Here is an 18,547-nt window from a genome sequence, read left to right as displayed (position 1 = left end):
GCTGCTGGTGCGACGGGAGGACTCAGACCTTGAAGCCGGAGACCGAACCCTTCAGTTCGACCGCGAGGTCGGCGAGCTGACCGATCGATACCGCGGTCTGCTTGGTGCCGAGAGTGGTCTGTTCGGTAATCGCGAGAATGTCCTTCATCGTGCCCGCGACGCGGATGGCGGTCGAGGCCTGCTGCTGCGTGTCGGTCGAGATCTGCTCGATGAGGCGCGCAGTCTCCATCGACACCTCGCCGATCTCGGCCAGCGCCTTGCCGGCGGCGTCGGACAGCTGGGCGCCCTCGACCACGTCGCGGGTGGCGTTTTCCATGGCGCCGACCGCGTCCTGCGTATCGGTCTGAATGGTCTTCACGATCGCCGAGATCTGCTTCGTTGCTTCCGCGGAGCGTTCCGCCAGGCGCTGCACTTCTTCCGCAACCACGGTGAAGCCGCGACCGGCTTCGCCGGCGGACGCGGCCTGGATCGCGGCGTTGAGCGCCAGCACGTTGGTCTGCTCGGTAATGTCCGAGATCAGTTCGACGATTTCGCCGATCTCCTGCGAGGATTCGCCGAGGCGCTTGATGCGCTTGGAGGTTTCCTGGATCTTCTCGCGGATGTCGTTCATGCCCTTGATGGTGTTCTCCACCGCGTCGGCCCCCTTGCGCGCCGAATCCAGCGAGCGGCGGGCAACCTGGGCGGACTGCAGGGCGAGTTCGGACGATTCGGTCATCGACTGTGCCATGCGCTGCACGGTGGCGCCGGCTTCCTCGATTTCGCGCGACTGACGTTCGGTCGCGCCGAGCAGTTCGGTCGAGGTTTTCTGCGCGGACTGCGTGGCGGCGGTCACGCGGACCGCAGCGTCGTTGATCCGGCGTACCAGCACCGAGAGTTCTTCGATGGTGTAGTTGACCGAGTCGGCGATGGCGCCGGTGATGTCTTCGGTCACCGTGGCGCGGATGGTGAGGTCGCCGTCGGCGAGGTCGCCCATCTCGTTCATCAGCCGCAGGATCGCCTGCTGCGTCAGGTTGCGCTCGTTTTCGGCCGTCTGGCGCTGACGTTCGGAGTCGGCCCGGCGTTGCGCGAGGTCGTCGTTGTAGACCTTGGCCATGCGGCCGAGGACGCCGAGGCCGAGGAGGGCGGTGACCGCGATCAGGGCCGAGATGAAATTGAAGCCGCGCGAGGCGCTGTTGAGCGCTTCGGTCAGGGCGCCGGTCTGTTGCAGCAGCGGCGACGAATCGCGGAAGATGCGGCTGCCCGCCTGTTTGGCCTGCACCAGCATCTGGATGTTGCCCAGCATGCCGGTCACCGCGGTCAGCGTGCCCTGGGCCGTTTCCTGCAGGGTGGCGATACGGCCGCGCAGGTCGTTGTCACCGCCCATGCGGGAGATCGTGTCGACCAGTTCGCGGAAGGTGTTGGTGTCCTTGCCGAGCACGAAGGCCGTTTCCGGATCGATGGCGTCGGCCACGAGCAGGGCATTGGCGTTCTTGGCGATGCGCTGGGTGAGCATCACCGCGTGGTTGGCGACGGCGATGTCGCGTGCTGCGGCGCCGGTCTGCAATTTGAGCGCGGCGATCTGCTCGGTGAGGTCGAGCAGCGCGGCGTTGCTCGAATTGATCGCGTCGACCGAGGCGTTCAGCGTCAGCAGGTTCTTTTCCTGGGCAAGCAGCTGGGTGGTGTCCCGCTCGGTCTTGCTCCAGGTTTCGGCCAGGGCCGCGATCTGCGGCTGGCTCGATGCGGGGACGGCAGGAACGCCGACGCCGTCGATCTCGCCGCCTTGTCCCAGCGCCTGAAGCAGGCTGGTGAAGCGGGCGCTGCCGTTACGGAGTTCGGCGAAAGAGGCAGTGTTGCCCTGCAGCGCCAGTTGTGCGGACTTCGCAATCTGCTGCGACAGCATCTGCATTTCGCCGGCCGCAGCCACGTAACTGGTGGCGTGGGCCGACTGGCGTCCTTGGTAGATCACCAGGCCGGCGGTGACTGCGACCAGACCGGCAAAGGCCAGGCCGAGAAGCCGGACCTGCTCGGCCATCGGCCGCTTGCCCGGCGCCTGCTTTGCCTTGGCCGTGGAAGAGGGCGCTGCCGGAGCTTCCATGATGGTGGTGTCGGAAACCATCTCGTCTGCTGCAAGCGTCTTCTTGCCGAGAGAGAGCTTGAATGCCATTTCGCGTGCTCCGCCGCTAAAGAGTATGTGTTGATGAGGCTGGCGCGGGTTCAGTCGATCCCCGCGTCCAGGAAGCCGGGATGGGCGAGCAGGGTCGGTACGTCCAGGCGCAGCCACAGACGGTTCTGCAGGTCGCGCAGTCGTGCCTTGACCCAGGGGCGCTCGTCACCCGGGCCGCTGTCGATTTCGAAATCTTCCTGACTGCGCAGCCCGGTGGCCCGCGATACCAGCAGGGCGGAATGCACCCCGTGGCGGACGCCGATCAGCAGCAGTCGGGCCTGGCCGGCTGCAACGACGGCGGGACCCTGGTGGAAGCTGGAAAGATCGACCACGCCGAACAGGGTGCCGCGCACATTGGCGAGACCGCGATACCAGGGGCGGGTGAGCGGCACCGGCGACAGCGGCGGTGGCGGCAGGATCTCGCCGGTTTCGGTAAGATCGATCAGCCAATTTTCATTGCCCGCTTGCAACCCCAGCAGGCCACGGCGCTCGCCCGTGCGGGCCTCGGACAGACGGCGGACAAGGTTTTCCTGGAATTCTCGAAGACTGATCCGCTTGGACATGGGCGGATCAGCCGATGGCCTTGATGCGCGCGAGCAGTTCGGTGTGCTCGACCGGCTTTACCAGGTAGTCGTAGGCCCCCTGGCGCATGCCCCAGATCTTGTCGGTTTCCAGCCCCTTGCTGGTGCACATGATGATGGGGATGTGGCGGGTGGCGTCGTCGCGCGAGATCGTGCGGGTGGCCTGATAGCCGTTCATGCCCGGCATGACCACGTCCATCAGGATGAGGTCGGGGCGTTCGCCCTTGCTCTTGGTGATGGCTTCCTCGCCGCTGTCGGCGGTGACCACTTCGTAGCCGTTGCGGGTCAGCAGTTCGGTCAGTGCGAGACGTTCGGTCGGCGAGTCGTCGACCACGAGTATCTTGTTGATCGGCATCGTGCGTGGCGTTCCGTCTACGGGTTCAGGCCGGCCGGCGGCCGGCGTAGGTGGCGACGGCCCTGAGCAGGCTGTCTTTGGTGAAGGGTTTGGTGAGGTACTCGTCCGACCCCACCATGCGGCCGCGGGCCCGGTCGAAGAGGCCGTCCTTGGACGAGAGCATGATCACCGGCGTCGACGACAGGCGCGGATTCTTCTTGATCAGCGCGCAGGTCTGATAGCCGTCGAGGCGGGGCATCATGATGTCGACGAAGATCACGTCGGGATGGTGGTCGGCGATCTTGGCGAGTGCGTCGAAACCGTCTTCGGCAAGCAGGACCTGGCAGCCGGACTGGCCGAGAAAGATCTCGGCGCTGCGGCGGATGGTGTTGCTGTCATCGATGACCATGACCTTGAGCCCGGTCAGATCCATGGTTCAACCCTCGGAGTGGCGGCCCGGCAGGCTCGCGGGCTCGTGGAACGCGTGCAGCATACAGGAAAGGCTGTCAGGCGCGCCGTGCGTGTCATATTTCCACGAGCTCGAAGTCTTCCTTGCGGGCTTCGCACTCCGGACAGGTCCAGTTGGGGGGGATGTCTTCCCAGCGCGTGCCGGGAGGAATGCCTTCATCGGGCAGGCCGGCGGCTTCGTCGTAGATGAAGCCGCAGATCAGGCACATGTAGGTCTTGTAGGGCGTGTCTGCCATCGTTCGGGTATGGAAGGTGGCGAAGTGTGCCGTCGCGATTGACGGTAGAATCCGGGGCATCTTACCGCATTTGAGTCCGCGCCAGAAGCGGCGCGGCTTCCCCCATGTCATGCCCATAGCCATGCCCGATACACCCCCTGTCGTCCTCTGCCTCGCCGCCGGCGATGCCACCGGGGGAGGCGGTCTGCCGTCGGACATCCTCACCCTGGCGAGCATGGGGTGCCACCCGCTGGCGATCCAGACCGCGGCGGTCGCGCGCGACACCCGCGGCGTCGAGGAAATCTGGCCGGTGGAGCCGGAGTCCCTCGCAGCCCAGGCGCGCGCCGTGCTGGAGGACATCCCGGTGCACGCCTTCAAGCTCGGTTTTTGCGGCAGTGTCGAGAACATCGCGGTGGTGGCGGAGATCCTGTCCGACTATCCGGAAGTGCCGTTGGTGGTGGAGCCGGCGCTCTATCCCGGCGTGGACGATCCGGCGGCGGAAGATGCGATCGCTGCATTGGTCGAGTTGGTGCTGCCGCAAACCTCGCTGCTGGTGGCGGGCGCGCACGAGGTGCTGCGGCTCGCCGGCCTCGATGTCGACGACGAGGACGAGGCCGATCCGTTGTCGGCGGAAGAGGCCGTGGCGCGGCTGGTGGCGGGCGGTGTCGAGTACGTGCTGCTCACCGGCGGCGGTGCGCAGGGGCCGCAGGTGGTGAATGTGCTGATCGGCGAGAGCGGTGTGGTCCGCACCGACGCCTGGGAACGCCTGCCGGGGCGCTTCCTTGGCGCCGGCTCGACCATCGCGGCCGCAGCCGCTGCCGCGCTTGCCCATGGCATGGCGATGCCGGAAGCGGTGCGGGAGGCCCAGGAGTTCGCCCAGCAGGCGCTCAAGCATGCCTACCGGCCGGGCATGGGGAGGGCGCTGCCGGACCGCTTCTTCTGGGCGCGTGCGCAGGGTGAAGAGCATGAGTGAGCGTGCGGTACGGGGGCTTTATCTGGTGACGCCGGACGAGGCCGACAGTGCTGATCTGCTCGCGGCGGTAGCCCGCGTGCTGCCGGCACGGCCTGCGCTGCTTCAGTACCGCAACAAGCTGGCGGACGCCGCACAGCGCCGCGACGAAGCGCTGGCGCTGGCGGTGCTGTGCCGCGAGGCCGGCGTCCGATTCGTCGTCAATGACGATCTGGCGCTGGCGCTGGCAGTCGGGGCCGACGGCGTGCACCTCGGTCGCGACGATGGCGATCCGGCGGCGGCGCGCGCGGCGCTCGGTCCGGGCCGTCTGCTTGGCGTGTCCTGCTACGGTGAATGGGCGCGTGCCGAGCGCGGCGCCGCGGCCGGTGCCGATTACCTCGCCTTCGGGGCGATGTTCGTGTCGCCTACCAAGCCGCAGGCAGTACGCGCCCCGCGCGAGCTGCTCGGGCGGGCACGACGCGAACTCGATCGCGCGGTGGCGGCCATCGGCGGCATCACGCTGGACAACGCCGGCGAGGTGATCGAGGCCGGGGCGGATCTCGTCGCGGTCATCTCCGACGTTTTCGCCGCGCCCGATCCGCTGGCGCGTGCCCTGGCCTATCGCCGGCTGTTCGACTGAGCGCTGTGGACCGCCGGGCGTCCGGCGCGCGACAATCCGGCCCTTCTTCATCGAACGCCGCCACCTTGCCGCCATGAACAGTCGAAACGAAGCCCTTTTCCAGCGCGCCCAGCGCACCATCCCCGGCGGGGTGAATTCCCCGGTCCGCGCCTTCCGTTCGGTGGGCGGCACGCCCCGTTTCATTGACCGTGCCGAGGGCGCCCGCGTATGGGATGCCGACGGCAAGGAATATCTGGACTACGTCGGCTCCTGGGGGCCGGCAATCGCCGGCCACGCCCATCCGGCCATCGTCGAGGCGGTGCGCGAGGCCGCGCTGCGCGGCCTGTCCTTCGGTGCGCCGACCGAAGGCGAGGTCGAGATGGCCGAGTTGCTGTGCGAATTGCTGCCGTCGATGGAGATGGTGCGCCTGGTCAGCTCCGGCACCGAGGCGACGATGAGCGCGATCCGCCTGGCGCGCGGCTTCACCGGGCGTGACGCGATCGTGAAGTTCGAAGGCTGCTATCACGGCCATGCCGACAGCCTGCTGGTAAAGGCCGGCTCCGGCCTGCTCACCTTCGGCAATCCGTCGTCGGGCGGGGTGCCGGCCGATTTTGCCAAGCACACCATCGTGCTCGACTACAACGACCTCGAGCAGGTCGAGGCGGTGTTCAAGGCGCGCGGGAACGAGATTGCCGCCATCATCGTCGAGCCGGTCGCCGGCAACATGAACCTGGTCAAGCCGCGCCCCGGCTTCCTCGAAGGACTGCGCCGGCTGTGTACCGAACACGGCGCGGTGCTGATCTTCGACGAGGTGATGACCGGGTTCCGCGTCGGGCCTCAGGGCGTGCAGGGGCTGTATGGCATCACGCCCGATCTCACCACGCTGGGCAAGGTCATCGGCGGCGGCATGCCGGTGGGCGCTTTCGGCGGTCGGCGCGACATCATGGAATGCATTGCGCCGCTCGGGTCCGTGTATCAGGCGGGCACCCTGTCCGGCAGCCCGGTGGCGGTGGCGGCCGGGCTGGCCTCGCTGCGCCTCACCCGCGAACCCGGTTTCTACGAGGCGCTGGCCGCCCGTACCAGCAAGCTGGTGGCCGGTCTGGTCGATGCCGCCCGCGACGCCGGCGTCGCCTTCAGTGCGGATGCGATCGGCGGTATGTTCGGGGTTTATTTCAGTGCTGCGGTGCCGGGCTCGTTCGCCGAGGTGATGGCGTCGGACCGCGAGGCCTTCAACCGCTTCTTCCACGCCATGCTGGAGGTCGGACACTACTTTGCGCCGTCCGCCTTCGAGGCCGGTTTCGTGTCGGCGGCCCATACCGATGCCGACATCGACGCTACCGTGGCCGCCGCACGCAGCTGTCTGCAGCGGGCTTGAGCACGCTTCCCCGGCATCTGGCGGTCGGTTTCGTCCCGCCGATGCCGCGAGTCCGCCTCAACCCGCGGTGCCGCTTGCCCGCCGGCGTCGGGCGCTGATCGCCAGCAGCCCGAGACCGGCGATCGCCAGGCTGGCGCCACCCGGTTCGGGCACGACGGTGACGGTCGCATAACCGCCGTCGCGCACGGTGTAGGCGAGCGGTGTGTTGGTGAAGGCGGTGCCGTCGCAACCCGGCCCGGTGTAGCCGGCCATGCCACAGACGATCTCGGCGACCATCAGTTCGTCGGGGGTGGTCTGCTGGTTGTAGATGCCGAGCGAGAACACGACCTTGGCGAGGTTTCCGAGATCGGTGCCGCCGGCATCGAACAGGTAACCGGGCAAGAGGCTTCCGGCGACCAGTGCTGCGTCCATGGTGACCAGCCCGTTGGCGGCGATGCCGCCGCCGAGGACGGAGAGAAGGGCAATCCGGGTGCCGTTGTCGGTGCCATAGTTGGCGACTGCGGTGCCGAAATCGAAGTTCGCGTCGGAATAGAGTTCGATGCTGCCCGACGTGAAGCTGAGGGCCGTCGGGTCGAGAAAGCTGCCGCTGCCTTGCACCGAGTAGCGGATGGTCAGGTCGTAGGGGCCTAGGGGTGTGCTGCCATCCGCCTGCACTGCACGGTAGGCGCCATGCTCGATGAAGGTGAAGGCGGCGGGGTTGGCGGCGTCCGGCAGGATCTGCACGAAGCCGACGCCTGCGACGTCCAGCAGCGAGGCTGCCGTCGCGTCGCCGGCGCCGGTGCCGGCGGTATTGATCAGCCACAGCGGTGCCGCCTGCGCGAGCTGGCCGCATGCCGCCAGCGCGATCGCGCATGCCCAGTTCTTCCTGCCGCGTGTCCTGGTGCTCCCATTCATTGCCGTTCTCCATGTTCCGGTCGTTTCGAGATCCGGCCAGCCGATGGACGCGCTCGCCAGAGGTATGACATAAATGCATTTGTCATTTGCCGGATTCTAGGCCGACATGCTGCGATGGGCTAGGGCGGTGTCATTGTTTTCAGCGTCTTGGGTCCTGTCGCAAATGCAACAATTGACTACATTCCGCAAACAGTTGCGCAAACATGCCTTGCGAAACTGCAGTCCTGACAAGACCTCTGCGGCGCCTCGGGGCGTCGCCGCCGGGCCCGAAAATCAAAGAGCACAGGGCCGGGTGAGGAGACAGGATCAACCAAAGGAGACTGGGGCATGTCCGAAACTCACGGGCAAGCGGCGCTCGATGCCGCACTCGATCCCTCGTGCGACACCTTCCCCCGCCTGCTGATGCATCACGCTCGTGTGCGGCCGCAGCGGCCGGCGATGCGCGAGAAGGAATACGGTATCTGGCAGACCTACAGTTGGGCGGAAGTGGCGCAGAACGTGCGGGCGATCGCCTGCGGCCTCGCCGAACTCGGCTTCAAGCGCGGCGACCGGCTGGCCATCATCGGCGACAACCGGCCGCGGCTGTACTGGTCGGTGGCCGCCTGCCAGTGCCTGGGCGGCATTCCGGTGATGCTCTACCAGGATGCGGTGGCGCAGGAAATGGCCTATGTGCTGCAGGACGCCGAGATCCGCTTCGCGGTGGTGGAGGATCAGGAGCAGGTCGACAAGATGCTCGAGATCCAGCCCGAGGTGCCCTTTCTCGAGCACGTGATCTACGACGATCCCCGCGGCCTGCGCCACTACACCCAGACCTTGCTGATGGGCCTGGACGAGTTGCAGGAGATGGGCCGCATCCACGACCGCAACCAGAGCGACTTCCTCGACGGCGAGATCGCCAAGGGCGCGCCCGACGACATCTCGGTGATGCTCTACACCTCGGGCACCACCGGCAAGCCCAAGGGCGTGTGTCAGACCCACCGCGCCTTCATCTCCGCCGCACGGGGGGCGATGCAGGTCGACGGCCTGACCGACCAGGAGGACATCCTGTCCTACCTGCCGATGGCCTGGGTGGGCGACCACCTGTTCTCCTTCGCCCAGGCCATGGTGGCCGGCTTCACCATCAACTGCCCGGAATCGGGCGAGACGGTGATGACCGACCTGCGCGAGATCGGCCCCACCTACTACTTCGCGCCGCCGCGGGTGTTCGAGAATCTGCTGACCCAGGTGATGATCCGCATGGAGGACGCCGGCGCGATCAAGCGCAAGCTGTTCCACCACTTCCTCGATGTCGCCCGCCGCTGCGGCGCCGACATCCTCGACGGCAGGCCAGTATCGGCCGGCGACCGCCTGCAGTACTGGCTGGGCAATCTGCTGGTGTATGGGCCGCTGAAGAACGTGCTCGGCATGAGCCGCATTCGCGTCGCCTACACCGCCGGCGCCGCGATCGGGCCGGACCTGTTCCGCTTCTACCGCTCCATCGGGGTGAACCTGAAGCAGTTCTACGGCCAGACCGAAACCTGCGCCTACGTCTGCCTGCAGCCCGACGGCCAGATCAAGTTCGACTCGGTCGGCCGTCCGGCGCCCTTCGTCGAGGTCAAGCTCGCCGACAACGGCGAGATCCTGGTCAAGGGGCCGATGCTGCTGAAGGCCTACTACAAGCGTCCGGACGCTACCGCCGAGTCGATCAACGCCGACGGCTACTTCATGACCGGCGACGCCGGCTTCTTCGACGAGGATGGCCACCTCAAGATCATCGACCGCGCCAAGGACGTCGGCAAGCTCAACGACGGTTCGATGTTCGCGCCCAACTACATCGAGAACAAGCTCAAGTTCTTCCAGCACATCAAGGAGGCGGTGACCTTCGGCAACGGCCGCGACTACGTCACCGCCTTCGTCAACATCGACCTCGAAGCTGTCGGCAACTGGGCGGAGCGCCGCGGCCTGGCCTATTCCGGCTACACCGACCTCGCCGGTCAGGACGCGGTGTATGCGCTGATCCGTGAATGTGTCGAACAGGTCAACGCCGACCTGGCTGCCGACCCCAAGATGGGCGGCTCGCAGATCAAGCGCTTCCTGGTGCTGCACAAGGAACTCGACGCCGACGACGGCGAGCTCACCCGCACCCGCAAGGTCCGCCGCAACTTCGTCGCCGAGAAGTACGCGGCGCTGGTCGAGGGGCTCTACGCCGGCAAGAAGAGCCAGTACATCGAGACCCAGGTGAAGTACGAGGACGGCCGCAGCGGCAAGGTGGCTGCCGACCTGCGCATCGAGGAGGCCAAGACCTTCTCGGCGCAGGCTGCGAAAAGGGCTGCATGAGGGGCCTCTCGAGCCCACGCAGCGCTGAGGAGGAGACAAATGATGATGAACGACATGCCGCAGCAGGTCGCCGCGCAAGACGGCGGCCGCCGCACCGGCGAGGTGATCCTCGATCTGCAGGGGATCTCGCTGTCCTTCGGCGGGGTGAAGGCGCTGACCAACATCAGCTTCGACGTCCGCGAGCATGAGATCCGCTCGATCATCGGCCCCAACGGGGCCGGCAAGAGTTCGATGCTCAACGTGATGAACGGCGTCTACCACCCGCAGGAAGGAAAGATCATGTTCCGCGGCGAGCAGCGCCAGAAGATGGAGCCGCACATGGCGGCCAAGCAGGGCATCGCTCGCACCTTCCAGAACATCGCCCTGTTCAAGGGCATGAGCGTGCTCGACAACATCATGACGGGGCGCAACCTCAAGATGCGCTGCAACCTGTTCGAGCATGCACTGTACTGGGGCCGTGCGCGCAAGGAAGAGATCGAGCAGCGCAGGAAGGTCGAGGAGGTGATCGACTTCCTGGAGATCCAGAGCATCCGCAAGACGCCGGTCGGCCGTCTGCCCTACGGCCTGCAGAAGCGAGTCGAACTGGGCCGTGCGCTCGCCGCCGAGCCCAGCCTGCTGCTCCTCGACGAGCCGATGGCGGGCATGAACGTCGAGGAAAAGCAGGACATGTGCCGCTTCATCCTGGATGTGAACGACCAGTTCGGCACCACCATCGTGCTGATCGAGCACGACATGGGGGTGGTCATGGATATTTCCGACCGCGTGGTGGTGCTCGATTACGGCAAGAAGATCGGCGACGGTCCGCCCGACGAAGTGAAGAACAACCCGGACGTGATCGCGGCTTACCTCGGCACCTCGCACTGAGTGCCGGAGCCGGAAGAAGGATGAGGAGACAGGGATGAGTTTCTTTTTCGAAGTGCTGATCGGCGGACTGCTGTCCGGGGTGCTCTACGCCCTGGTCGCGCTGGGTTTCGTGCTGATCTACAAGGCCTCGGGCGTGTTCAACTTTGCCCAGGGCGCAATGGTGTTCTTCGCCGCGCTGACCTTCGTCGGCTTCCAGCAGGTGCTGCCGGGCTGGACCGGCCTCGAGGCGGGCGGGCGCACTGTGTTCTGGCTGGCCTTCGTGCTGGCGCTGGCGTCCATGGTGGTGCTCGGTATCCTCACCGAGAAGGTGGTGCTGCGGCCGCTGGTGAACCAGCCGCATATCACGCTGTTCATGGCCACCATCGGCCTCACCTTCCTGGTCGAGGGCATTGCCCAGGCGATCTGGGGCGCCAACGTGCATGGGCTGGATCTGGGGATCGCCGACGAGCCGATCGAATGGGTGATGGACAGCGCCGACATCATCGTCTCCAAGTTCGACGTCTTCGCCGCGACGCTGGCCGGCGCCCTGGTCGCCTCGCTCGCGCTGTTCTTCCAGTACACCAAGGTCGGCCGGGCGTTGCGCGCGGTGGCGGACGACCACCAGGCGGCGCTGTCGATCGGCATCCCGTTGCAGCACATCTGGGCGATCGTGTGGGCGGTGGCGGGCTTTGTGGCCCTGGTCGCGGGCCTGATCTGGGGGGCACGCAGCGGGGTGCAGTTCGCGCTCACCTTCACTGCGCTGAAGGCATTGCCGGTGCTCATCCTCGGCGGTTTCACCTCGGTGCCGGGCGCCATCGTCGGAGGGCTGATCATCGGTGCTTCCGAGAAGCTGGCCGAAGTCTACGTCGGCCCGATGGTGGGCGGCGGCATCGAAGGCTGGTTCCCCTACGTGCTGGCGCTCGGCTTCCTGCTGGTGCGTCCGGAAGGCCTGTTCGGCGAGAAGCATATCGATCGGGTGTGAGCCCCCACGCTTGGGGCTGACGCCCCGGCGCTGCCCCCCGAGGGGGGTGGAGCGGGGAATTCGTGAAGCACTGCTTCGCGCCCGCGGAACGGGCCGGCTGTGCAAAGCCGGCCCCTCTCGCCCGCCTTGGGGCGGCCCGGCGGCGGGCGAGGTTCGGCCTCCACGCCAGGGACGGCCCCGATGCAGGACAACAGATTGGAGACAACGCATGCTTTACCGTGAAGCCGGCCAGTTCAAGGCCAGTTACCAGGAAGACCAGCAGATCTTCCCGATCCGCCAGGACCGGATGGGGTTCGCCGCCATCCTCGCCTTCTTCTTCCTGGTCGTGCCGATGATTGCCGACCAGTACTGGCTGCAGGCCATCCTGATCCCGGTGCTGATCTTCTCGCTGGCCGCGATCGGGCTCAACATCCTCACCGGCTACGCCGGCCAGCTTTCGCTCGGCTCGGCGGCCTTCATGGCGGTCGGGGCCTTCGGTGCCTACAACTTCATGCTGCGCATCGACGGCATGCCCTTCATCGTCGGCGTCGTGCTGGGCGGCCTGTGCGCCGCTGCGGTGGGGGTGGCCTTCGGTCTGCCGTCGCTGCGTATCAAGGGTTTCTACCTGGCGGTGGCGACACTGGCGGCGCAGTTCTTCATCGTCTGGGCGCTGGTGAAGTTTCCGTGGTTCTCGAACAACGCGTCCTCCGGCGTGATCACCGCGCAGCGGGTCGAGATCCTCGGCTACGCCTTCGATACCCCGGTAAGCAAGTACCTGCTGACACTCGCCATCGTCGCGGTGCTGGCGCTGCTGGCGAAGAACCTGGTGCGCAGCACCACCGGCCGCAGCTGGATGGCGGTGCGCGACATGGACGTGGCAGCCGAGGTCATCGGCATCCGGCCGATGCACGCCAAGCTCACCGCCTTCGCCGTGTCGTCCTTCTATTGCGGTGTGGCCGGTGCGCTCTACGCTTACACCTACCTCGGAACGGTCGAGCCCGAGGGTTTCAGCCTGGATCTGTCTTTCAAGATCCTGTTCATGATCATCATCGGCGGGGTCGGCTCCATCATGGGCTCCTTCCTCGGGGCGGCCTTCATCGTGCTGCTGCCGATCTTCCTCAACGTCGTGATGCACTCGGCCTTCGGCGGTTCGATGCCGGCCGGGCTAGGCTCCAACCTGGAGCTCATCATCTTCGGCGGCCTGATCATCTTCTTCCTGATCGTCGAACCGCACGGCCTGGCGCGCCTGTGGCAGCTCGGCAAGGAAAAGCTGCGGCTGTGGCCCTTCCCGCACTGACCGCAGACAGCAGGACCCGGGGCCGGCGTCGCGACGCCGGTCCGGCAAAGCGCAACACGCAGCACCACACACAAAAGAGGAGGCTCCACACATGGCATTCAAGAAAACCGCACTCATCGGCGCAGCGATCGCCGGACTGCTCGCCACCGGCTATGCCGCCGCGCAGGAACAGTTCATCGGTCTGCCGAGCTACCGCGTCGGCCCGTTCGGCTCCAACGGCGCATCGCTCTATGGCGGCTGGATCGACTACATGGCGATGGTCAACGAGCGCGATGGCGGCGTGAATGGCGTCAAGCTGACCTGGGAAGAATGCGAGACCGAATACAACAACGCCCGCGGCGTCGAGTGCTACGAGCGCCTGAAGGGCAAGGGTCCGACCGGCAACACCACCTTCCAGCCGCTGTCGACCGGCATCACCTATTCCGTGCTGGAGAAGGTCGCGCAGGACAAGATCCCGATGGTCACCATCGGCTACGGCCGCACCGACGCCGCCGATGGTCGCGTGTTCCCGTGGGTCTTCCCGATGATCTCGACCTACTGGACGCAGGCCTCCGCCATCGTCAATTACATCGGCCAGAAGGAAGGCGGCATGGCCAAGCTCAAGGGCAAGAAGATCGGCCTGCTCTACCACGACTCGGCCTACGGCAAGGAGTCGCACGCGATCATGGACAAGCTCGCCGAAAAGCATGGTTTCGAGCTGAGCAAGATCGCCGTGGCCAACCCGGGTAACGAGCAGCAGGCGCAGTGGCTGCAGATCCGCCAGTTGAAGCCCGACTACGTGGTGCTGTGGGGCTGGGGCGTGATGAACGCGACCGCGTTGCGCACCGCCGCCAAGACCGGCTATGCGCGCGAGAAGATCGTCGGCGTGTGGTGGTCCGGCTCGGAGGAGGACACCATTCCTGCGGGTGACGCGGCCAAGGGCTACACCGCCGCAGGCTTCAACGTCGCGGGCGCCAACTACCCGGTGGTGCAGGACATCCAGAAGCTCATCTACGCCAAGAACAAGGGCAACATGGAAGACAAAACCCGCGTCGGCAGCGTGCTCTACAACCGCGGCGTGGTGCACGGAATCATCACCGTCGAAGCCATCCGCAAGGCGCAGGAGAAGTACGGCAAGGGCAAGTCGATGACCGGCGAGCAGATGCGCTGGGGCTTCGAGAACCTGCATATCGACAACAAGCGCCTGGCCGAACTCGGCGCCGCCGGCTTCATGCCCGACCTCAACATCAGCTGCGCCGACCACGAAGGCGCCGGCAAGCTGAAGTTCCAGCAGTGGGACGGCGCCAAGTGGACGGTCGTGACCGACTGGATCGAAGGCGACCGTCCGCTGGTGCGGGGCATGATCGAGGAATCGGCCATGGCCTACGCCAAGGAAAAGGGCATCACCCCGCGCGACTGCAGCAAGGAACTGTAAGCCGCGGACGCTGCCGGGGTTTGCGCCCCGGCGGCGGGACAGGCTCCCCGCGCGAGCGGGGGTCTGCAGGGCGTTTGCGCGGTGCGCGCGAGCCCCCTGCAGACCCTCTGCCGGCCAGGCCGGGGAAGGAACGGAAACTCCGGGGACCGAGAAACAAGGCGAGAACCATGACCCACGCAGCCACTGCAAGCGCCGCCAGCAGCGCGGCGCCCTATCTCAGCATCAACAACGTCGAGGTCATCTACGACCACGTCATTCTCGTGCTCAAGGGCGTGTCGCTCGAAGTGCCGCAGGGCAGCATCGTCGCGCTGCTGGGCGCCAACGGCGCCGGCAAGTCGACCACGCTGAAGTCGATTTCCAACCTGCTGCGCGCCGAGCGCGGCGACGTCACCAAGGGCAGCATCGAATTCAAGGGCGCGCGGGTCGACCAGATGACGCCCAACGAACTGGTGAGGCGCGGCGTCATCCAGGTGATGGAGGGGCGCCACTGCTTCGGCCACCTCACCATCGAGGAGAACCTGCTCACCGGCGCCTATACCCGCAGCATCTCGCGCGCGGAGCTCAAGGACAACCTCGACAAGGTCTATCACTACTTCCCGCGCCTGAAGACGCGGCGCACCTCGCAGGCGGGCTACACCTCGGGCGGCGAACAGCAGATGTGCGCGATCGGCCGCGCGCTGATGGCCAAGCCGGAGATGATCCTGCTCGACGAGCCGTCGATGGGCCTGGCGCCGCAGATCGTCGAGGAAATCTTCGAGATCGTGAAGGACCTCAACAGCAAGGAACGGGTGAGCTTCCTGCTGGCCGAGCAGAACACGATGGTGGCGCTGCGCTATGCCGACTTCGGCTACATCATGGAGAACGGCCGCATCGTCATGGAAGGGGCGGCCAGGGAGCTGGCCGATAACGAGGACGTCAAGGAGTTCTACCTCGGCCTGTCCGGCGAGGGCCGCAAGAGCTTCCGCGAGGTCAAGCACTACCGCCGGCGCAAGCGCTGGCTGAGCTGAACCGACAACACCAGGGCGACGGCAGCCGTCGCAAGCGGCCCCGTCTTCGGCAGGCGCGGCCTGTCACCCGGCACAACGGATGCATCGATGACTTACTACGACGCCAGAGAAACCCGCGATCCCGCGGCGCGCGAGCAGGACCTGTTCTCCCGCCTGCCGGCGCAGATCGCCCATGCGCAGTCCCGCGCACCGGCCTTCGCCCGGCTGCTGGCCGGCGTCGATCCGGCCACGGTCACCAGTCGCGAGGCGCTGGCACGCCTGCCGGTGACGCGAAAGTCGGAACTGCTCGAGATGCAGAAGGCTGCGCGCCCTTTCGGCGGCTTTGCCGCAGTCGGCTGGGGCGGAACCTGTCTGCGGGTGTTCGCATCGCCGGGTCCCCTGTACGAACCGGAGAGCGCCCGGCCCGATTACTACCGCCTGGCGCGAGCTTTCCACGCCGCCGGCTTTCGCGCCGGCGACCTTGTACATAACACCTTCTCCTACCACTTCACGCCGGCCGGCGCGATGATGGAGACCGCCGCGCACGCGCTAGGCTGCACGGTGTTTCCGGCCGGCACCGGCCAGACCGAGCAGCAGGTCGCCGCGATCGCCGACCTCCAGCCCAACGCCTACGTCGGCACGCCGTCCTTCCTGCGCATCCTGCTCGACAAGGCGGAGGAACTGGGGGTGCGGCCGAGCTTCACCAAGGCCTTCGTCTCGGGTGAGGCGTTCCCGCCCAGCGTGCGCGAGGCCTTTGCTGCGCGCGGCATCACCGCCAGCCAGGCCTACGCCACCGCCGACATCGGCCTCATCGCCTACGAGACGCCGGCGCGTGAAGGCATGGTCGTGGACGAGGACGTGATCCTGGAGATCGTCCGTCCGGGCACCGGCGATCCGGTGGCAGCGGGCGAGGTCGGTGAAGTGGTGGTCACCACCTTCAATCCCGATTACCCGCTGATCCGCTTCGGCACCGGCGATCTGTCGGCGCTGCTGCCGGGCATGTCGCCCTGCGGCCGCAGCAACCTGCGGATAAAGGGCTGGATGGGACGTGCGGATCAGACCACCAAGATCAAGGGTATGTTTGTTCACCCGGGGCAGGTGGCCGACGTGGTGCGGCGTCACCCGCAGGTTGGCCGCGCGCGGCTGGTGGTGGAGAATCCTGGACTCAACGACCGCATGACCCTGCACTGCGAGACCACGGCGGGCAGCGAGACGCTGGCTGGCGCACTCGCCGCCAGCATCCGCGAACTCACCAAGCTGCGCGGCGAGGTGGTGTTCTGCGCGCCGGGCACGCTCGCCAACGACGGCAAGGTCATCGAGGATCTGCGTACCTACGAATAGCATCGGCTTGTGTGTGGGCAGCTGACCGGCCCGGTTTTCGGGCCGGCTTTTTTTGTCCGCTACGCCGGGAACCAGGCCATGACACAGACTGCTAGACCCAAGCCGCTCGCCGGCATCCGTATCCTCGATCTGACCCGCCTGCTGCCGGGGCCGCTTGCCACCCAGCATCTGGCCGACTACGGCGCGGAAGTCATCAAGCTGGAAGACACCGGCGCCGGCGACTACGCCCGCAGCATGGGGGCGATGGCGGGCGATACCAGCTATTTCTACCAGATCGTCAATCGCAACAAGCAGAGCCTGCGCCTCGACCTCAAGACGGCAGCAGGGCGGGCACTCTTCCTGCGTCTGGTGGAAACGGCGGATGCGCTGGTCGAGGGTTTCCGACCGGGCGTGATGGACAAGCTCGGGTTCGGTTACGAGGCGCTCGCGGCGATCAATCCGCGCCTTGTCTACTGCAGCATCAGCGGCTACGGGCAGACGGGGCCCTACGCCCAACGTGCCGGTCACGACATCAACTATATCGGCTATGCCGGCGTGCTCGATCAGATAGGCGGCGCCGGTTGCGCGCCGGCGATTCCCAACCTGCAGATCGGCGACCTGCTCGGCGGCACGATGTCGGCGGCGATGGGCGTGCTGGTGGCGCTGATCGACGCGCGCGGAAGCGGCCTTGGCCGCCACGTGGACGTCGCGATGACGGATGCGGCGCTTGCTCATGCGATCTTCCCCTTGGTCGAGGTGCTCGCCCACGGGCAAGTGAGGCCGCGTGGCGAAGATCTGCTCACGGGGGGCGTGCCCTGTTATGGCGTCTATGAGACTGCAGACGGCGGTCACATGGCAGTGGGGGCGCTGGAGGAAAAGTTCTGGCAACTGTTGTGCGACACCCTCGAACGGCCCGACCTGAAACCGGCGCATCTCGCGACAGGCGAGGTCGGTGCGCGGGCGCGTGCCGAACTCCAGGCCATTTTTCGCGGCCGCAGCCGGGCCGAATGGGCACGCTTGTTCGAGACCGTGGATTGCTGTGTCACCCCGGTGCTCAGGCTGGAGGAAAGCCTGGACGATCCGCAAGTGCGGGCGCGCGGCATGGTCGTGGAGGTGGGGGGCATACGCCAGTTCGCACCGCCGTTGCGCATGTCCGGCTTCGCCTTCGCGGCGACGGCCGCTCCGGCTGCCGGGGCCGATAGCGAGGCCATTCTGGCCGGACTGGGCGTGAGCCCCGACGAGATTGCCCGGCTGCGTGAAGACGGCGTGATCTGACGGCCGATCGCGAACACCCGCGACGGGCTGATGCTGCCGGACGTGCGCCGGGTCTCTACTTGTTTGCGGCGGGTCTGCGGCGCGGGGCTTCGGCCTTGGTGTCGCTGCCGGTGCTGCCCTTGTCGGCGGCCTGGGTGTCGGTCGCCGCTTCGCTGCCGGGCTGGGCGTTCATGAAGTTCCACGGCCACATCGCGGCGGCGGCCGCAAACGGATTGGCGTCCGCTGCGGTCGGTGCGTCCTGCGCTTGCCGTGCGTGCTGGCTCATCGCCTTCACCGCGGCGAGCGCAGCGCGCTGCATCTCCAGCCCCTGGGTGGTCATCTGCATCATGTTGAGGTTCATCTTCAGCCAGCCCTCGACCGCCTTGAGATCGGCGATGCGCTTGTCGAGTTCGTCAACATCCAGGGTCGGGGTCACCATGCCGGGCAACGAGAAACCCATGTTGTTCCACATGCCGCGCACGAACTCGAGGGGATCCTGGGCAGAATTCTCGTTGGACATCGGTGTGCTCCCGCTGGATGGTCGAGGCTTCATCTTAACCGATGCGCGCTGCATCCCG

18 protein-coding genes are annotated in these 18,547 nt (G+C 66.5%); 11 read left to right on the top strand and 7 right to left on the bottom strand.

Features of this window, described 5'->3' with window-relative positions; translation table 11 throughout:
* Positions 1 to 22: 22 nt before the first annotated feature.
* The 5 genes from CJ010_RS21095 to CJ010_RS21075 all read right to left on the bottom strand — a co-directional run bounded on the left by CJ010_RS21095 (position 23) and on the right by CJ010_RS21075 (position 3,735).
* Positions 23 to 2,143 carry a methyl-accepting chemotaxis protein gene (locus tag CJ010_RS21095; RefSeq protein ID WP_141019870.1) on the bottom strand — a complete coding sequence of 707 codons (2,121 nt, stop codon included), beginning with the start codon at positions 2,141 to 2,143 and terminating at the stop codon, positions 23 to 25.
* A gap of 50 nt (positions 2,144 to 2,193) precedes the next feature.
* Positions 2,194 to 2,706, bottom strand: coding sequence for a chemotaxis protein CheW (locus CJ010_RS21090; protein ID WP_141019869.1), 513 nt, complete (start codon positions 2,704 to 2,706; stop codon positions 2,194 to 2,196).
* Between the two features lie 7 nt (positions 2,707 to 2,713).
* Complete coding sequence (locus tag CJ010_RS21085; RefSeq protein ID WP_141019868.1) at positions 2,714 to 3,079, bottom strand: PleD family two-component system response regulator; 366 nt, start codon at positions 3,077 to 3,079, stop codon at positions 2,714 to 2,716.
* Positions 3,080 to 3,104: 25 nt separating this feature from the next.
* Positions 3,105 to 3,491, bottom strand: coding sequence for a twitching motility response regulator PilG (pilG, locus tag CJ010_RS21080; RefSeq protein WP_141019867.1), 387 nt, complete (start codon positions 3,489 to 3,491; stop codon positions 3,105 to 3,107).
* 91 nt (positions 3,492 to 3,582) lie between these two features.
* On the bottom strand, positions 3,583 to 3,735 hold the full coding sequence (locus CJ010_RS21075) for a rubredoxin (RefSeq protein ID WP_269147345.1): 153 nt from the start codon (positions 3,733 to 3,735) through the stop codon (positions 3,583 to 3,585).
* A gap of 136 nt (positions 3,736 to 3,871) precedes the next feature.
* Between CJ010_RS21075 and CJ010_RS21070 the strand changes: the two genes are divergently transcribed.
* The 3 genes from CJ010_RS21070 (at position 3,872) to hemL (ending at position 6,684) form a co-directional block, all read left to right on the top strand.
* Positions 3,872 to 4,714, top strand: a complete 843-nt coding sequence (locus CJ010_RS21070) for a PfkB family carbohydrate kinase (protein ID WP_141019866.1) — start codon at positions 3,872 to 3,874, stop codon at positions 4,712 to 4,714.
* Positions 4,707 to 5,330, top strand: coding sequence for a thiamine phosphate synthase (gene thiE, locus CJ010_RS21065; RefSeq protein WP_141019865.1), 624 nt, complete (start codon positions 4,707 to 4,709; stop codon positions 5,328 to 5,330). Before CJ010_RS21070 ends, thiE begins: the two co-directional genes overlap by 8 nt.
* 73 nt (positions 5,331 to 5,403) lie before the next feature.
* On the top strand, positions 5,404 to 6,684 hold the full coding sequence (hemL, locus tag CJ010_RS21060; RefSeq protein WP_141019864.1) for a glutamate-1-semialdehyde 2,1-aminomutase: 1,281 nt from the start codon (positions 5,404 to 5,406) through the stop codon (positions 6,682 to 6,684).
* A gap of 57 nt (positions 6,685 to 6,741) precedes the next feature.
* Here hemL and pepA read toward each other — a convergent pair whose 3' ends face one another.
* Positions 6,742 to 7,578 (bottom strand): flocculation-associated PEP-CTERM protein PepA, encoded by an 837-nt coding sequence (pepA, locus tag CJ010_RS21055; protein ID WP_141019863.1) that lies wholly within the window; start codon positions 7,576 to 7,578, stop codon positions 6,742 to 6,744.
* A 327-nt stretch (positions 7,579 to 7,905) separates the two neighbouring features.
* Here pepA and CJ010_RS21050 point away from each other — a divergent pair, with 327 nt between their 5' ends.
* The 8 genes from CJ010_RS21050 (at position 7,906) to CJ010_RS21015 (ending at position 17,990) form a co-directional block, all read left to right on the top strand.
* A complete protein-coding gene (locus CJ010_RS21050; protein WP_141019862.1) occupies positions 7,906 to 9,894 on the top strand; it encodes a long-chain fatty acid--CoA ligase in 1,989 nt (662 codons plus the stop codon).
* Between the two features lie 39 nt (positions 9,895 to 9,933).
* On the top strand, positions 9,934 to 10,758 hold the full coding sequence (locus CJ010_RS21045) for an ABC transporter ATP-binding protein (RefSeq protein ID WP_141019861.1): 825 nt from the start codon (positions 9,934 to 9,936) through the stop codon (positions 10,756 to 10,758).
* Between the two features lie 34 nt (positions 10,759 to 10,792).
* Complete coding sequence (locus CJ010_RS21040) at positions 10,793 to 11,719, top strand: branched-chain amino acid ABC transporter permease (protein WP_141019860.1); 927 nt, start codon at positions 10,793 to 10,795, stop codon at positions 11,717 to 11,719.
* Between the two features lie 208 nt (positions 11,720 to 11,927).
* The gene (locus CJ010_RS21035) at positions 11,928 to 12,995 is read left to right on the top strand and encodes a branched-chain amino acid ABC transporter permease (RefSeq protein WP_141019859.1); all 1,068 of its coding nucleotides are present in this window, start codon (positions 11,928 to 11,930) and stop codon (positions 12,993 to 12,995) included.
* A 91-nt stretch (positions 12,996 to 13,086) separates the two neighbouring features.
* Entirely contained in the window at positions 13,087 to 14,409 is a 1,323-nt protein-coding gene (locus CJ010_RS21030) for an ABC transporter substrate-binding protein (RefSeq protein ID WP_141019858.1), read from the top strand.
* 167 nt (positions 14,410 to 14,576) lie between these two features.
* A complete protein-coding gene (locus CJ010_RS21025) occupies positions 14,577 to 15,416 on the top strand; it encodes an ABC transporter ATP-binding protein (RefSeq protein ID WP_141019857.1) in 840 nt (279 codons plus the stop codon).
* An 87-nt stretch (positions 15,417 to 15,503) separates the two neighbouring features.
* Positions 15,504 to 16,736 (top strand): phenylacetate--CoA ligase family protein, encoded by a 1,233-nt coding sequence (locus tag CJ010_RS21020; RefSeq protein WP_141019856.1) that lies wholly within the window; start codon positions 15,504 to 15,506, stop codon positions 16,734 to 16,736.
* A gap of 78 nt (positions 16,737 to 16,814) precedes the next feature.
* A complete protein-coding gene (locus CJ010_RS21015) occupies positions 16,815 to 17,990 on the top strand; it encodes a CaiB/BaiF CoA-transferase family protein (RefSeq protein WP_141019855.1) in 1,176 nt (391 codons plus the stop codon).
* Between the two features lie 55 nt (positions 17,991 to 18,045).
* On the opposite strand, the gene CJ010_RS21010 is transcribed toward CJ010_RS21015, so the two are convergent.
* Positions 18,046 to 18,489, bottom strand: a complete 444-nt coding sequence (locus CJ010_RS21010) for a PhaM family polyhydroxyalkanoate granule multifunctional regulatory protein (protein ID WP_141019854.1) — start codon at positions 18,487 to 18,489, stop codon at positions 18,046 to 18,048.
* Positions 18,490 to 18,547: the final 58 nt, after the last annotated feature.

Source organism: Azoarcus sp. DD4 (assembly GCF_006496635.1).
Lineage (GTDB): Bacteria > Pseudomonadota > Gammaproteobacteria > Burkholderiales > Rhodocyclaceae > Azoarcus.
This window is presented reverse-complemented; position numbering and strand designations above follow the sequence as displayed.

What these genes read in the sequence shown, in the direction of transcription:
- CJ010_RS21095 (WP_141019870.1), bottom strand. Translation starts at nt 2,143, where the DNA reads ATGGCATTCAAGCTCTCTCTCGGCAAGAAGACGCTTGCAGCAGACGAG.
- CJ010_RS21090 (WP_141019869.1), bottom strand. Translation starts at nt 2,706, where the DNA reads ATGTCCAAGCGGATCAGTCTTCGAGAATTCCAGGAAAACCTTGTCCGC.
- CJ010_RS21085 (WP_141019868.1), bottom strand. Translation starts at nt 3,079, where the DNA reads ATGCCGATCAACAAGATACTCGTGGTCGACGACTCGCCGACCGAACGT.
- pilG (WP_141019867.1), bottom strand. Translation starts at nt 3,491, where the DNA reads ATGGATCTGACCGGGCTCAAGGTCATGGTCATCGATGACAGCAACACC.
- CJ010_RS21075 (WP_269147345.1), bottom strand. Translation starts at nt 3,735, where the DNA reads ATGTGCCTGATCTGCGGCTTCATCTACGACGAAGCCGCCGGCCTGCCC.
- CJ010_RS21070 (WP_141019866.1), top strand. Translation starts at nt 3,872, where the DNA reads ATGCCCATAGCCATGCCCGATACACCCCCTGTCGTCCTCTGCCTCGCC.
- thiE (WP_141019865.1), top strand. Translation starts at nt 4,707, where the DNA reads ATGAGTGAGCGTGCGGTACGGGGGCTTTATCTGGTGACGCCGGACGAG.
- hemL (WP_141019864.1), top strand. Translation starts at nt 5,404, where the DNA reads ATGAACAGTCGAAACGAAGCCCTTTTCCAGCGCGCCCAGCGCACCATC.
- pepA (WP_141019863.1), bottom strand. Translation starts at nt 7,578, where the DNA reads ATGAATGGGAGCACCAGGACACGCGGCAGGAAGAACTGGGCATGCGCG.
- CJ010_RS21050 (WP_141019862.1), top strand. Translation starts at nt 7,906, where the DNA reads ATGTCCGAAACTCACGGGCAAGCGGCGCTCGATGCCGCACTCGATCCC.
- CJ010_RS21045 (WP_141019861.1), top strand. Translation starts at nt 9,934, where the DNA reads ATGATGATGAACGACATGCCGCAGCAGGTCGCCGCGCAAGACGGCGGC.
- CJ010_RS21040 (WP_141019860.1), top strand. Translation starts at nt 10,793, where the DNA reads ATGAGTTTCTTTTTCGAAGTGCTGATCGGCGGACTGCTGTCCGGGGTG.
- CJ010_RS21035 (WP_141019859.1), top strand. Translation starts at nt 11,928, where the DNA reads ATGCTTTACCGTGAAGCCGGCCAGTTCAAGGCCAGTTACCAGGAAGAC.
- CJ010_RS21030 (WP_141019858.1), top strand. Translation starts at nt 13,087, where the DNA reads ATGGCATTCAAGAAAACCGCACTCATCGGCGCAGCGATCGCCGGACTG.
- CJ010_RS21025 (WP_141019857.1), top strand. Translation starts at nt 14,577, where the DNA reads ATGACCCACGCAGCCACTGCAAGCGCCGCCAGCAGCGCGGCGCCCTAT.
- CJ010_RS21020 (WP_141019856.1), top strand. Translation starts at nt 15,504, where the DNA reads ATGACTTACTACGACGCCAGAGAAACCCGCGATCCCGCGGCGCGCGAG.
- CJ010_RS21015 (WP_141019855.1), top strand. Translation starts at nt 16,815, where the DNA reads ATGACACAGACTGCTAGACCCAAGCCGCTCGCCGGCATCCGTATCCTC.
- CJ010_RS21010 (WP_141019854.1), bottom strand. Translation starts at nt 18,489, where the DNA reads ATGTCCAACGAGAATTCTGCCCAGGATCCCCTCGAGTTCGTGCGCGGC.